Here is a 14,689-nt window from a genome sequence, read left to right on the forward strand (position 1 = left end):
CCGTCATTCCTGCGCAGGCAGGAATCCATTGTCTCGCGGAGTTAGATACACCCAATTAGTAGGTATCGACGGGGAAATCATGGTATTTAGAATGATCTAGCATTTTCCAGCACCTGAGGTGGGTTCAAAACAATGGATTCCCGTCTGCGCGGGAATGACGAGAATCTGCGCGAGAATGACGTAGAGGTAGTTGGGCCGGTTTATTCGCCTATAAATAAGGAAAAACAAAGTGACAAGAATTGCAGTGACCGGTGCAGCTGGTCGAATGGGTAAAATGTTAATTGAGGCCGTGGGTCTATCTTCTGAAGCAGAGCTAACGGCAGCCATTGAGCGCCCAGAAAGTTCCCTTGTCGGAACGGATGCTGGAGAGTTAGCAGGTGTGGGTGCGAACGGTGTTGTTGTCTCAGGTAGCTTGTCTGAAGTGATTGGTCAGTTCGATGTCTTGATTGACTTCACTGCGCCCGTAGCGACCTTGGCAAATGCTAAGTTATGTGCGGAGCATGGTAAGGGTATTGTTATCGGAACGACTGGCTTTACCGTTGAAGAAGAGGAGGAGTTGTTATTGGCTCAGTCTTCTGCGGCAATGTGTAAGGCTGCCAACTTTAGTACAGGCGTAAATGTTTGCCTGAACCTGCTTCAAAAAGCGGCTGAAATTTTGGGTGACGACTACGATGTTGAGGTTTACGAAGCTCATCATCGACATAAGGTTGACGCGCCTTCTGGTACTGCACTGGCGATGGGGCAAGCGGTGGCCGATGGTTTGGATCGGGATTTACGCTCGGTTGCGGTTTATGGGCGAGAAGGTCAAACCGGTGCACGTGATAAAGAAACTATTGGTTTTGCGACCGTTCGTGGTGGTGATGTTGTCGGTGATCACACCGTGATGTTTTTGGGCGAAGGTGAGCGTGTAGAGATTACTCACAAAGCGTCTAGCCGTATGTCTTTCGCTCGGGGTGCAGTTCGTGCTGCAGCCTGGTTGCAGAGTCAGAAGCCTGGCTTGTATGAAATGCGAGATGTTCTGAATTTGAAATAAGTGGCTTGGCTAAAAAATGCGCTATGAACTGCCTCTCACTGATAGACATAATTGTCATAAATGTGTACAATGCCGCCGTTTGAATAGTGGTTGTCTATTCAAAGCCCGCATGTATCAGCAGGGTTAACATTGAAGCGCGCGCAAGTATAAGAATTTTAAGCGAGGTGGGGTAAGCTCCGTCTCGCTTTTTTGCAACTTATCTGTGTGAAAATGCTGCTTTGAATGCCTGCTCGGGGACCAGATGCTTATCGCTTATACCTAGCGTGTAGTTTCTGAAGGCCACTTCAAACCCGCCTAAAGACGGTATCTTTATTATTCTCTCCTAGCCGATTACGACGAGGAACTGGCGTTGACAAAACCTGCAATTTTAGCACTTGAAGATGGCTCCATTTTTAAAGGAGTCTCCATTGGATCAGACGGTGAAACCATCGGGGAAGTTGTATTTAATACAGCGATGACCGGGTATCAAGAAATCCTGACTGACCCTTCCTATGCAAAACAAATCGTAACTTTGACTTATCCGCATATCGGAAATACCGGTGTTAATGCCGAAGATGTTGAGTCAGATAAAATTTGGTCAGCAGGCTTGGTTATACGTAACTTGCCTTTATTGGCGAGTAGCTGGCGTTCAGAAAAGCCTCTTAACGAATACCTTGAAGAAAACGGCATTGTCGCGATTGCAGATATTGATACACGCCGTTTGACGCGAATCTTGCGTGAAAAAGGTGCACAGAATGGCTGCATTATCGCTGGTGATGACATTAGTGAAGAAAAGGCGCTAGCCGCTGCGAAGTCGTTCCCTGGTCTAAAAGGTATGGACTTGGCGAAAGAGGTGACACGCACTGAACAGGCCTCTTGGACAGAAGCTGAGTGGTCACTAACTGACGGGTATGGCGAGCAAAGCGAAACAGAATTCCATGTTGTGGCTTATGACTTTGGTGTTAAGAATAACATTCTAAGAATGCTCGCGGAGCGTGGTTGTAAACTAACAGTTGTTCCAGCGAAAACGCCTGCTGCGGATGTACTGGCTATGTCACCTGACGGAGTGTTTCTATCTAACGGCCCGGGCGATCCAGAGCCATGTGATTATGCGATTGCAGCAATCAAAGACATACTGGAAACCAAGGTTCCGGTATTCGGCATTTGCTTAGGTCACCAGCTACTTGCGCTAGCGAGTGGCGCGAAGACTGAAAAGATGAAGTTTGGTCACCACGGTGCGAACCATCCGGTACAGAATCTAGAAGACAAAACTGTGATGATTACCAGTCAGAACCACGGTTTTGCAGTGGACGAGAGTTCACTACCAGATTGTCTAAAAGCAACACATAAGTCTCTATTTGATGGTTCCTTACAAGGTATTGAACGCACGGATACTCCAGCGTTTAGTTTCCAGGGCCATCCCGAAGCGAGCCCGGGCCCGCATGATGTCGCGCCTTTGTTTGACCGCTTCATCGATACGATGAGAGCTCGTGCTAAGTAATTAGTACTGTTGTTTAGTCAGCAAAATACTTGCTGAAAGTGAACCTATTTTGTTGTGAGTGAGCACCTTAGCTATTTACAACCTAACTCTTAGAGAACGGAAAGAATTAAATGCCAAAGCGTACCGACATAAAGAGTATTCTAATACTAGGCGCCGGCCCTATCGTCATCGGGCAGGCCTGTGAGTTTGACTATTCAGGTGCTCAAGCGTGTAAAGCGCTTCGCGAAGAGGGTTATCGAGTTATCTTGGTTAACTCTAACCCGGCAACCATTATGACTGATCCTGCAATGGCCGATGCGACTTATATCGAGCCGATTACCTGGCAGACAGTTGAAAAGATTATCGAGAAAGAGCGCCCTGACGTGTTGTTGCCAACAATGGGTGGTCAGACTGCATTGAACTGTGCATTGGACCTAGAGCGCGAAGGTGTGCTTGATAAGTACAACGTTGAAATGGTTGGAGCGAATGCTGATACCATCGACAAAGCGGAAGATCGTGAGCGCTTTGATAAAGCAATGAAGGCAATCGGCCTTGAAACACCGCGTTCTGCGATTGCTCATAGCATGGAAGAAGCGCTTCAGGTGCAAGACTCTTTAGGCTTCCCTTGTATTATTCGACCTTCTTTCACCATGGGTGGAAGTGGTGGCGGTATCGCTTATAACAAAGAAGAGTTCGTAGAGATTTGTGAGCGTGGTTTGGACCTGTCACCCACGAACGAGCTTTTGATTGATGAGTCCCTGATTGGTTGGAAAGAATATGAAATGGAAGTTGTTCGTGACAAGAACGACAACTGTATCATTATCTGTTCTATCGAAAACTTTGACGCGATGGGTGTTCACACCGGTGACTCGATTACCGTTGCACCGGCACAAACGCTGACCGATAAAGAATATCAAATAATGCGTAATGCCTCTTTGGCAGTACTGCGTGAGATTGGTGTTGAAACTGGTGGCTCAAACGTCCAGTTTGGTATGAACCCGAAAGATGGCCGTATGGTGGTTATCGAGATGAACCCGCGTGTATCGCGTTCATCTGCTTTGGCGTCTAAAGCAACCGGTTTCCCGATTGCCAAAGTTGCCGCTAAATTGGCGATTGGTTATACCCTGGATGAGTTGCAGAATGATATTACAGGTGGCGTAACGCCGGCTTCATTCGAGCCATCAATCGATTATGTTGTCACTAAGATTCCTCGTTTTACCTTCGAGAAGTTCCCTCAGGCAGATCCGATTCTAACGACACAGATGAAGTCGGTAGGTGAGGTTATGTCTATTGGCCGAACCTTCCAGGAATCGCTACAGAAAGCTTTACGTGGTTTGGAAGTCGGTTCTTACGGCTTCGAGCCGAAATTGGATCTGGCTTCTGAAGATGCTAAATCAGAGATGATTCGAGAGCTTCGTAACCCGAGTGCCGAGCGTATCTGGTATGTCGGTGATGCTTTCCGTTCTGGCATGTCGGTTGATGAAATTTACAAGCTAAGCGGCATCGACCCTTGGTTCCTGGTTCAGATTGAAGATTTGATTGAAGAAGAGTGTGTTGTATCGAATATGACACGCACAGACATGACTGCTGAAGCGATGCTTCGTCTTAAGCGTAAGGGTTTTGCTGATCACCGTTTGGCAGAGCTACTTGGTATTACCGAGAAAGAATTGCGTACGCTACGTCAGGGCTTCGATATTCGCCCTGTCTATAAGCGTGTTGATACCTGTGCTGCAGAATTCTCATCGAACACGGCTTACATGTACTCAACCTATGAAGAAGAGTGTGAGTCTCAGGTTACTGACAAAGAAAAGATCATTGTTATCGGTGGTGGCCCTAACCGTATTGGCCAGGGTATTGAGTTCGATTACTGCTGTGTTCATGCTGCCTTTGCCATGCGTGAAGACGGTTACGAGACCATCATGATCAACTGTAACCCAGAGACGGTTTCAACGGATTACGATACTTCAGACCGTTTGTACTTTGAGTCAATTACCCTGGAAGACGTATTAGAAATCGTTCAGCTAGAGAAGCCAAAGGGCGTGATTGTGCATTATGGCGGTCAGACGCCACTTAAGCTTGCGCGTGGTTTAGAAGAAGCTGGAGTGCCAATTATTGGTACTAGCCCAGATGCAATCGACCGTGCAGAAGATCGTGAGCGCTTCCAGCAAATGATTGAGCGCTTGGGCTTACGTCAGCCAGAAAATGCCACGGTTCGAAGCCATGAAGAAGCGATTACTAAAGCGACTGAAATCGGTTATCCGCTAGTTGTTCGTCCATCTTATGTATTGGGCGGGCGTGCAATGGAGATCGTCTATAACGAAGCTGAGCTAGTTAAGTACATGAAGGAGGCGGTTAGCGTATCTAACGACAGCCCTGTCTTGCTAGACCACTTCTTGAACGCGGCGATTGAGGTTGATATTGATGCCATTAGTGATGGTAAAGATGTCGTGATTGGTTCAATCATGCAGCATATCGAGCAGGCGGGTGTACACTCGGGTGACTCGGCTTGTTCATTGCCTCCATATACCTTGTCTCAAGAAGTTCAGGAAGAGATGAAGGAAGTCGTTAAAGCTATGGGTCTAGAACTTGGTGTTGTAGGTTTGATGAACGTCCAGTTGGCTTATCAGGATGGTTTGATTTACGTGATCGAGGTTAACCCTCGAGCATCACGTACAGTACCGTTTGTTTCTAAAGCTATTGGCACTTCATTGGCGAAGGTTGCTGCACGTTGTATGGCAGGTAAAACCCTGGCAGAGGCGGGCTTTACCGAGGAAGTGGTGCCTAAGCACTTCAGTGTCAAAGAGTCTGTTTTCCCGTTCAACAAGTTCCCATCTGTTGACCCGATCCTTGGCCCTGAAATGAAGTCAACGGGTGAAGTTATGGGTATCGGTGATACCTTCGATGAAGCCTTTGCTAAAGGAGTTATTGCTGCAGGTGGTGTATTGCCGAGCGGCGGTAAGGCGTTCTTGAGCGTGAGAGAAGTTGATAAGGAAGGCGTAATTGAAGTGGCACGCCTGCTTAACGAAATTGGTTTCGCTTTGGTCGCAACCTCCGGTACTGCGAAAGCGCTAGCAGAGGCAGGCTTGGAAGTTGAGTCTATTAATAAGGTTCAAGAAGGTCGTCCGCATGTTGTTGATGCCATTAAGAATGGCGATATTGACCTGATTGTTAATACTACTGAAGGTAGACGAGCCATCGCAGACTCTGCTCAAATCAGACAATCTGCTTTGCAGAAGAAGATTGCTTACAGTACGACTCTTGCTGGTGGTGATGCAACTGCACGAGCTATTCGTTTTGGTGCTGAGAAGCACGTACGTAGACTTCAAGACTTACACTAGAAAACTCGTTTATTTTATAACCCGGAGCTAATGCTTCGGGTTATTTTTTTCAGCTGTTTATACAGATGGCTCTTTTTTGATAACTCGAATTAATTGCTTGTTGATGATGAGTATAAGCGTGACTGAAAGAAGAGCTCTCACTAAATATGGTAAAAGAATAAAGGAAGGAAGATGAATCGAATTCCAATGACTGTTGAAGGCGAAAAAGCCCTTCAAGAAGAATTAGTAGAATTGAAAACTGTAAAGCGCCCACAGGTTATCGAAGCGATTGCCGATGCGCGTGAGCACGGTGATCTAAAAGAAAATGCTGAATATCATGCAGCGAGAGAGCAGCAAGGCTTTATAGAAGGTCGAATTCAGGAGCTGGAAGGTAAGCTTTCAAACTCCCAGATTATCGATGTTAAGTCTATCCCTCATACAGGAAAAGTTATTTTTGGTACCACGGTTTCATTGATCAATATCGATACGGATGAAGAAGTTCGTTATCACATTGTTGGTGATGATGAGGCTGATATCAAGGCAGGCAAAATCTCTATTTCTTCACCAATCGCTCGAGCGATTATTGGTAAAGAAGAAGGTGATACCGTAGGCGTTCAGGTGCCTAGCGGAATCGTTGAGTATGAAATTGATGAAGTGCTTCACGTTTAATCTTGATCATCTTTTAAAAAGGCTGAGGTTAGCATTGACTTCAGCCTTTGCCTTCCTGGTTAGTTACTAATCTATTAAGCCTAATTCAATAGCTAGCTTAATCATGGCTTTTAGGGCAGCCTCTTTCGGAAAGGGATGGTCTAGGTTTGGTGACCCAAATCTCATTAGTTTAGGGAATGCATCGTAGGACATATCCCAATGATGTGCGTTTAACATGGCTAGATCTGCTGACATGCCGGTCTTTATTTTTGCTTGAGCTTGGGTAAGCTGCATATCATTATGAGCGTCGTATTTGTTTAACTCCATTACGCCCTGCATTTGAAAATAAGGTACTTCCAGCGCTGTTGTCGAACCCGTGATGTTAAAAATAGGGATGTCTAAAGAATCAAATAATTCTCTATTCTGATCTAGGAAGGACATTCGCGCTTTAGTTGTCAGATCATATACCGCCTCTTTTACATTGTATTCATCCATACGTCTAAACGTGCCAGATTTGAGGTTTATTGCGGGTGAAATGAGCGATAAGAAGCTTGCTAATGCTTTTTCAACTTTAGGGATGTCTAGGTTCTTAATCGAGTTATATATGTCATCCGCTAAATAGGAGCCACCGATGGCTCCTCCCCAATTATAGATACAGCGAATTTTGTTTTTTAAATCGGGGCGCTGCGCGAGCAGTTCGTAGATATCGGGAGCACCTTTGCTGTAACCAATTAAAAATATATCTCCGGGTGTCTTTTGTTCGGACGGTGGGATTGTTGTTGTGTCAGCTGCTAATCCGGCACCGTGGTCAATCGCGGCGATCAAGTCATCAATATTAGAGCTGCAACCGCGCATAGGGTGATTGTCTGCTCGTATAATCCTTATACCGAGCTCGTCCTGGATTTTAGGGAAGGCGTTTTGAAAAGCCCTAACAGGCAACATGCCATTCAACAGACCGGGTGAGAATATTAGCGTAGTATTACGAACTCTATTTGTGCTCTTAAATTCGGGGATTTCCAGTTTCCATTCCCGTATTTCATCGCCCCTCAAAAACTGTTCTGCAAGTTTTTGTTTGTTTGGTCGCTTGTCTTTGCGGCCAAGTAGTTTGGTTTTATCTGCTTTTTTTAAAGCAATATTGTCTTGAAGTGCTTCGGTTAGAAATATATTTCTCCATCGAATGCCGCACCAGCGCTTAATATAAGGGTGCGCATAGTTTTTACGGTCGCTTTGTAGAATCAATCTAATATTCGTAATTAGTTGTTCGTAATCGCCTTTGTTCTCCAGTGTTTCGAGTAGATTCAGTTGTTCCTTATTCATTATAAGATCAATGTTCCTTTAATGTCTCAATATGTTGAATAGCGATCATTATATAATAGAATAGTTCGAAGTCGAACTCTTTGGTCTTTAAGTTAGCGCGTGTCGTCACAACACGAGAGAATTATTTAATAGAGAGTCTTATTCGCAGTGAAGTCTTCCTGAATAAAAAGAAAGACGTGTTCGATAAAATTTTGGTTTGTGTTGTGTAAAAGAGCTTATTGCCCTTTTAATAAGTGGATGCTTTCCTCAGCGAAGCCAGTTCCTACCTCTGCATAGTAGTTGAAAGCAATATCGGCACCTAAACCCATTAGCTCTTTTTGTTGGTCTTCATATTGTGCAATGACGGAAATTTTTCCTGAATAAGAAGTATGCTTCAACTGATAGATAATGTTCTTCATCTCGTTGACTGAAGGCAGGGCTAACATAATTAGTTTTATGTCGCTTAATGGGGCCTGTTCCCAGAACTCAATGTCATCACCATCACCGCATATAATATTAATGCCTTGTTCCTTGAACCCCTGTGCCCGTTTTGGGTCAAGCTCAACACCGCAGATCTTCCCGGGGAGATCCCTTTCTGCTTCATGATAAGCGCCTTTTCCAACACGCCCCATGCCGACAATTAAGACTTCTTTGTCTTTGATAGGTAAAAAGGTTTGTTGGGAGGTATCACAAGGACGTTCAAAACGCGAGAAGGCGTCTTTTTTGTTTGCGTATATTCGATGTGCAAACTTGTAAATAATTGAGCTAAATACCATCGAATGAGTTGTCGATAGGGCGATGATGACCAACCATTCATGGCTTAGCCAGTTTTGATCAACACTTAAGCTGGCAACGATCAACCCGAATTCGCTGTAGTTGGCTAGCAAGAGTGCTGACAAGAAGCTGGTACGCAAGCGTAAGCCAACCGCATTAAACACAAAGAAGAAAAGCAATAACTTGATGGGGAGTAAAATAGTCAAGCCTAAGGCGACGAGCCACATTTCCAAAGTTGGTAACGCGGTGAACCCGATAGACAAAAAGAAGCAGATTAGGAAGAGGTCTTTGAAGCTCATTAACGACTTATAGAGTTCGTTAGATTTAGGTAAGCCTGCGAGTAGCATGCCCATGACTAGTGCACCCAAGTCACCCTTCATGTCGACAAGCTCAAAAAGCTCCGGGCCGCCAAGTGCAAGTAAAAAACCGTAGAGTGGGATCAACTCTCCGTGACCGCTGGAGGCCATCATTCTTTTTAATAAAGGGCGAAGGAACCAAAGGCCAAGCAAGCTAAATGCCCAAAGGCTTGGTGATTTGCCGGTTGCAAAGAATAGAAACAGAACAGCCGCAATATCTTGCCAGATTAGTACGCCGACAGCGAGGTCACCGTGTTTGGATTTTAATTCCGCATTGTCTTCCAAAATCTTAATGACGCAAACAGTGCTACTGAAACTAAAAGCAAAAGCGATAATGGCGCTTTGCGACAAACTGAGATCAAATAAGCTGTGGCTGAGGGTAGTTGTGCAAAGAATTATCAAAGGAAGTAGGAGTATCATCCACCCACTCATATGAATAAAGGTTCCGGACCATAATTGTGGCCTCATAAGCTGTCTGAAATCAATTTTAAGCCCGATGGTAAACAGCATTAGCGTAATGCCAAGGTCTGCAAGCATCTCGAGTGTCGGTTCTGGCGTAACGCCACTTGCATGGAGCAAGAAGCCAGCAATTAGATAACCAACTAAGGGTGGGAGTGTGATTTGTTTCGCAATGAAGCCAAATATGAAGGCAACTAAAATCCAGATGATGCTCATATTGCTTATTTACTTCTCTTAAGTCGATGAATGTTTGGGTTGCTAATTGCTTCGTATCTTAGGACTTTTGGCTAATACTCTTGTCTAACAATATAACTGGCAGAATACCCACTGCAACGATGATTAGTGCGCTCAAGGCGCTTTGCTCAAGTAACTCATCGGAAGCAAATTGGTAAACCTGTGTAGCCAGTGTTTCAAAATTAAAAGGCCGTAAAATTAGTGTAGCAGGCAATTCTTTCAAACAGTCTACAAACACGACAAGCATGCCGGTAAGAGCACCCCGCTTGATAATGGGCAGGTGTACTTTAAATAGTGTCGATAAATAATTATGGCCAAGTGAGCGCGATGCCATGTCCATGCTTGGTGTTACTTTAGATAGGCTGGACTCTACGGACCCTGAAGAGACAGCTAAGAAGCGAACAGAATAGGAAAATACAATTGCGAAAGCCGTACCGCTCAAAATCAATCCTGTTGAGAAATCAAAGTGCTCTCTCATAAGACCGTCAAGGGTATTATCGAAGGCAGCAAAGGGAATGATAATTCCGATCGCAAGCACCGCGCCTGGTATGGCGTAGCCTAGGCTAGAGAAGTTGACCAGGTGCTGAGTGAGCTTATTGGAATTTAGTCGTTTGCTGTAAGTAAGTACGATGCCTAAAACCAGTGTGGCAAAGGCGGCAATACTGGCTAAAACAAAACTGTTTAGTGCGTACTCTATAAAATTGCTGTGCCAGGATATTTCAAAGTATTTGACTGCATAAATCGTTAGAAGTGAGAAGGGAAACAGAAACCCTAACAATACCGGTAAGAAGGCGACTGCGAATGCCAGATAAGCCCTTATTCCATATAGCTTATGGCTTGGAATGGTTGAGCCTTGGTTGCGCGACTGGTATTGCTTTTGTCTGCGTCGAGAGTAGCGTTCAGAGCTAATAAGAATAACCACGACAGCCATCATTAGTAAGGCTATCTGTGCTGCACCACCCAAGTTGCCCATGTTCAACCACGTGTCGTAAAGACCCGCTGTTAAGGTTTGGACGGCGAAATAATCTACCGTTCCAAAGTCGTTAAGTGTCTCCATTAGTACTAAAGACAGGCCAACCGCAATAGCGGGCCGTGCAATGGGTAAGGATACTCGATAAAAGAACTGGAAGGGCGTAGAGCCTAGACTGCGTGAAATGCGATAGAGGGAAATCGACTGCTCAAGAAAGGCCGCGCGTGCCAGCATGTAGACGTAAGGGTAGAGTACTAGTGACATCATGATAATAGCTCCCCCCATACTTCTGATTTCGGGGAACCAATAATCTCTGCTGGTCTTCCAGCCAAATAGCTCTCGAAGCGCTGATTGCACGGGGCCTGCGTATTCCAGAAAATCAGTGTAGGTATAAGCGATGACGTAAGCGGGTACGGCAAAGGGGAGTAATAAGGCCCAACTCAGCCACTTTTTGCCGGGGAAGTCGTACATGGAAATAAGCCAAGCTGAGCCAGTTCCAACCAGAAAAGTTAGGGAGCCAACGCCAAGCATAAGAATCAGCGTGTTTTTCAGATAACTAGGTAAAACTGTATTAAGCAGGTGCGGCCAGGCGTTTTCCTCTGGAAAAAGAGCGAGGTAAGCCACCGCAACAATCGGGAGACCGATAAGGGTTGCGATAATGAAAGATGAAATGAACCAGGGACGCTCTTGAGCGTTTAGTCTGAAATTCAAGAGTGATAAACCTTCAAAGTATTCGAGTTACGCCGAGCTGAGCAAGATACATTAAAAACGAAAAGCGGCATAGTGCCGCTTTAGTTTATTTTTCTAAAAGCCATGGCCTTAGCTTATCTAGAGTCATTATTCATCGAAGGCAACTTCATCAACTAACTGTGCTGCACGCTTTCTTAGATTAGCAATATCTGCGAGTGGCAGTGTATCTGACTTGAAGGAACCCCAAGACTTTACCAGGCTCGATGGTTCAACCTTAGTATTAACCGGATACTCGAAGTTTTGTTCTGCATAGAGGCTTTGCGCATAGTCCTGTGTTAGGAACTCCATTAGCTTGATTGCACTTTCTTTGTTTGGTGCGTGTTTAGTAAGTGCTACGCCACTGATATTCACGTGGGTGCCTCGGTTGCCTTGGTTAGGAAAGGTTAGGTGGACAGAGTTTGCCCAAGCAACCTGTGCTTTGTCGTTTAACATTTTGCCGAAATAATAATTGTTGCCAAGTGACAGGTCACAAATACCCTCGTTGATTGCTTTTACTTGTGCTCGATCATTTCCTTGAGGACGTCTCGCCAGGTTGTCTTTTACACCTTGTAACCAGGTTTTTGCTTCTGCTTCGCCGTGATGAGCGATCATTGATGCGATCAGCGCAAGGTTGTAAGGGTGCTTGCCGCTTCGGGTACAGATACGGCCTTTCCAGACGGGTTTGCTCAAGTCTTCATAGTTTTGAATGTCAGCTAGGTTAGCGCGCTCTTTTGACGCATAGATAGAGCGAGTACGTGTCGTTAAACCAAACCAACGGTTTTCTGGGTCGCGATATTGTACCGGGACATTCTTTTGTAGCGTTTCTGATTCAACAGCTTGAACCAAGTCTTTGTTGGTCACTTCCATTAAACGGCCAATATCGACAGTGAAAACTAAATCGGCAGGGGAGTTGCGTCCTTCACGAGTCAGGCGTTCAGCTAAACCTTTCTTAGCAAAAACTACATTAACCTTAATACCGCTTTGTTCGGTAAACTTATCGAACATAGGTTGAACCAGAAAGGGCTGGCGGTAAGAGTATACGTTAACCTCTTCACTGCTTGCTGAAACAGTTGTCGTGAATAAGGAAGAGAGAGTTAGAAGGGTGACGCAAATAAAGCGAGACAGAGCCATAAATAAATATTCCTAATATAGTTTCCATAAAGTAATGCGAATCATTCTTAAATAAAAAGAATTGTTAGTCAAGAATTTAAAGCATTTAACTTGATGGCTATCAAGTCAACTAAGCGATAAAATGCCATTTAAATATTGAGCTTTGGAGTAAAAGAGCGCTAATGAAGAGTTTCTCCCGCTTGCTACTAGTCGGACTGTTTGCTTTCTTAACGGCTTGTGCAACCACAGATTATCAAACGCATTATGGTTGGTTTATGGCGGAAAACTCTGCTGGCGAACTTAGACAATTTAGAGTTTATTGGCAGTCTGTTCGTTATGAAGGTTGGACAAGTGACGAGCTTCGCCCAATGCCGGTAGTGATTGAGGCGCAATGTAGCGAGCGGAAAGTTCACTTGTTTGACAGCTCGTTTGGCCCCGGCCGCCGCTGTAGTGATCGCCAAGGTGAAGGAATTGTTTTCTGTGGTCGTTCAGAAGTTGATGTGAATCGACGTGGCTTAGAGATAGAGAATAACTCCCTATGTGCAACGATTACCGATAGACAGGGCTCAAGTAGTATTCTGGATTTGGAGGGAGAAGTCCTCATTCACATGTCTTGCCGCCCAAAACGAACACAAAAAATACGAGGCGGTAAGAAAATAAATATAGATTACCTGCTTAGTTCTCAGCAGCCTTATATCGTCTCTACCAAGAAGGTAAAGGGCGGCGATATTGAGCAATTAGTTCCCGAATTATTCAACCACTCTTCTGTCTGTGACCCGGATGCCTAATATTTGATGGAAGGACGACTTTACTTGGTTACAAATCTAACTGCTAATTGATTAGATCTTGATCTATATTTAGAGTGTAAAAGCTATTTTTGAATAGATGCTAGTGTGACCGGTTTGGCATTGATAAGAAACAACCGGGTATTGTTACCTGAGCTTACATAAGCCAACGCTGCGTAGTGGTGTTGCCTGAAGATATTGTCAAAAATGTAAGGAAGATAACTAAAAGACCAGCTTAGTAGGTATTGTCATGTCGACAAATCGTTTAAAACTCGAAGTAAATGCGCTGAAGGAAGGCATGTTCGTCGCGGACTTGGATTGTCCGTGGCATGAAACGCCTTTTCCTCTACAGGGCTTTTATATTCGTATGGATGACGATGTAAAGGCTTTGAGCGAATACTGTAAATTTGTTTATGTTGACGTGAAGCGAGAAAAGGTCAAAACGGTTCATGCGAATCACGCTGTGCCTAGTTCTGAAAAAGGTAAAAAGGGTATCTCTGGAAGTTCCGAGAATAACCCCGAAATAGAACTCCCTCCCATTGTTGTCAAAGCTCCTCATCACTATGAAGCAAGCGTCTCCATTAACAAAGAAGTTGCCCGCGTAGAAAAGCTTCATCGTCATGTATACGATGCGATTGACCAGGTGTTTCTCACTGTCGAGCAAGGTGGTGATGTAAGCATTAAAGAAACCGAGTCAGTTGCTAAAGGTATGGTCGAAAGCGTTATTCGTAATCCCGATGCCCTGGTTTGGCTGTCTAAAATGAATGAAATAGATGCTTATAGTTATCAGCATTCGGTGAAATCCTCTATATGGGCTTTAGTTTTGGGGCGTCATATGGGCTTGAAGAAGGAGATGCTGGAAACCTTAGCTTTGGGTGTTTTATTGTCGCATATTGGTAAGGCTAGAGTTGCGCAAAAAGTACTTGATGCCTATCCGGACCTTGAGAGTAGCCAACTATCAGCCTATCAGCAATATGTTGAAAAGAGTGTCGAGTTACTAACTGAGATAGAAGGTTTACCTTCTGGCGTTGCATCAATTGTTGAATTTCACCAAGAAAGACACAATGGTACCGGTTACCCGAAAGGTGTGACGGGTGAGCGCATTCCTTTGTTAGCTAAGATTGCCGGTTTGGTTGATTATTATCAGGAGTTGATTACACCGCGTGATGACGAACTGGGTATGTCTCCTTATGATGCTGTTGCCCGTTTATACGAGCTGCGTAATATCGCTTTTCAGAAAGATCTTGTTGAGCGCTTCATTGAAGCGGTAGGCGTATACCCTACAGGTACCTTGGTTGAGCTAAGTTCTGAGGAAGTGGGTATTGTAACCGGGCATAATGAAGATCGCCGCTTACAACCGAAAGTAATGGTTGTACTCGATGCTCAGAAGCGAGCAATGAAGTGCGGTAAAGTGGTAGACCTAAAAGAGGTAAACCGCGATAGAAATGTTTTAAGCATTAAAGACAGTTTACCTAAGGGAGCTTACGACATAGATGAGCAGCGGTACCTGTTATCCGGT

At 44.8% G+C, this 14,689-nt stretch carries 10 protein-coding genes; 6 read left to right on the forward strand and 4 right to left on the reverse strand.

Features of this window, described 5'->3' with window-relative positions; genetic code table 11:
* Positions 1-229 precede the first annotated feature (229 nt).
* The 4 genes from dapB to greA all read left to right on the forward strand — a co-directional run bounded on the left by dapB (position 230) and on the right by greA (position 6,478).
* A complete protein-coding gene (gene dapB, locus A3761_RS23540) occupies positions 230-1,033 on the forward strand; it encodes a 4-hydroxy-tetrahydrodipicolinate reductase (RefSeq protein WP_068511692.1) in 804 nt (267 codons plus the stop codon).
* A gap of 349 nt (positions 1,034-1,382) precedes the next feature.
* Positions 1,383-2,513 carry a glutamine-hydrolyzing carbamoyl-phosphate synthase small subunit gene (gene carA, locus A3761_RS23545; protein ID WP_068553352.1) on the forward strand — a complete coding sequence of 377 codons (1,131 nt, stop codon included), beginning with the start codon at positions 1,383-1,385 and terminating at the stop codon, positions 2,511-2,513.
* A gap of 110 nt (positions 2,514-2,623) precedes the next feature.
* Positions 2,624-5,830 (forward strand): carbamoyl-phosphate synthase large subunit, encoded by a 3,207-nt coding sequence (gene carB / locus A3761_RS23550; RefSeq protein ID WP_068508947.1) that lies wholly within the window; start codon positions 2,624-2,626, stop codon positions 5,828-5,830.
* Between the two features lie 171 nt (positions 5,831-6,001).
* Positions 6,002-6,478: a transcription elongation factor GreA gene (greA, locus tag A3761_RS23555; RefSeq protein WP_068508948.1), complete on the forward strand. Its 477-nt coding sequence runs from the start codon at positions 6,002-6,004 to the stop codon at positions 6,476-6,478.
* A 66-nt stretch (positions 6,479-6,544) separates the two neighbouring features.
* On the opposite strand, the gene A3761_RS23560 is transcribed toward greA, so the two are convergent.
* From A3761_RS23560 to A3761_RS23575, 4 genes are all read right to left on the reverse strand, one after another.
* The gene (locus A3761_RS23560) at positions 6,545-7,774 is read right to left on the reverse strand and encodes a hypothetical protein (protein ID WP_068508950.1); all 1,230 of its coding nucleotides are present in this window, start codon (positions 7,772-7,774) and stop codon (positions 6,545-6,547) included.
* 215 nt (positions 7,775-7,989) lie between these two features.
* Positions 7,990-9,558, reverse strand: coding sequence for a cation:proton antiporter family protein (locus A3761_RS23565; RefSeq protein ID WP_197470067.1), 1,569 nt, complete (start codon positions 9,556-9,558; stop codon positions 7,990-7,992).
* A 58-nt stretch (positions 9,559-9,616) separates the two neighbouring features.
* Positions 9,617-11,257, reverse strand: coding sequence for an iron ABC transporter permease (locus tag A3761_RS23570; RefSeq protein ID WP_068508952.1), 1,641 nt, complete (start codon positions 11,255-11,257; stop codon positions 9,617-9,619).
* A 126-nt stretch (positions 11,258-11,383) separates the two neighbouring features.
* Complete coding sequence (locus A3761_RS23575; protein ID WP_156490469.1) at positions 11,384-12,406, reverse strand: Fe(3+) ABC transporter substrate-binding protein; 1,023 nt, start codon at positions 12,404-12,406, stop codon at positions 11,384-11,386.
* Between the two features lie 161 nt (positions 12,407-12,567).
* Here A3761_RS23575 and A3761_RS23580 point away from each other — a divergent pair, with 161 nt between their 5' ends.
* Both A3761_RS23580 and A3761_RS23585 read left to right on the forward strand, forming a co-directional pair.
* Positions 12,568-13,173: a hypothetical protein gene (locus A3761_RS23580; protein WP_068508954.1), complete on the forward strand. Its 606-nt coding sequence runs from the start codon at positions 12,568-12,570 to the stop codon at positions 13,171-13,173.
* A 247-nt stretch (positions 13,174-13,420) separates the two neighbouring features.
* Positions 13,421-14,689: HD-GYP domain-containing protein (locus tag A3761_RS23585; protein ID WP_068751020.1), on the forward strand; the 1,269-nt coding region annotated here is incomplete at its 3' end.

The sequence above is a fragment of the Oleiphilus sp. HI0123 genome (assembly GCF_001635315.1).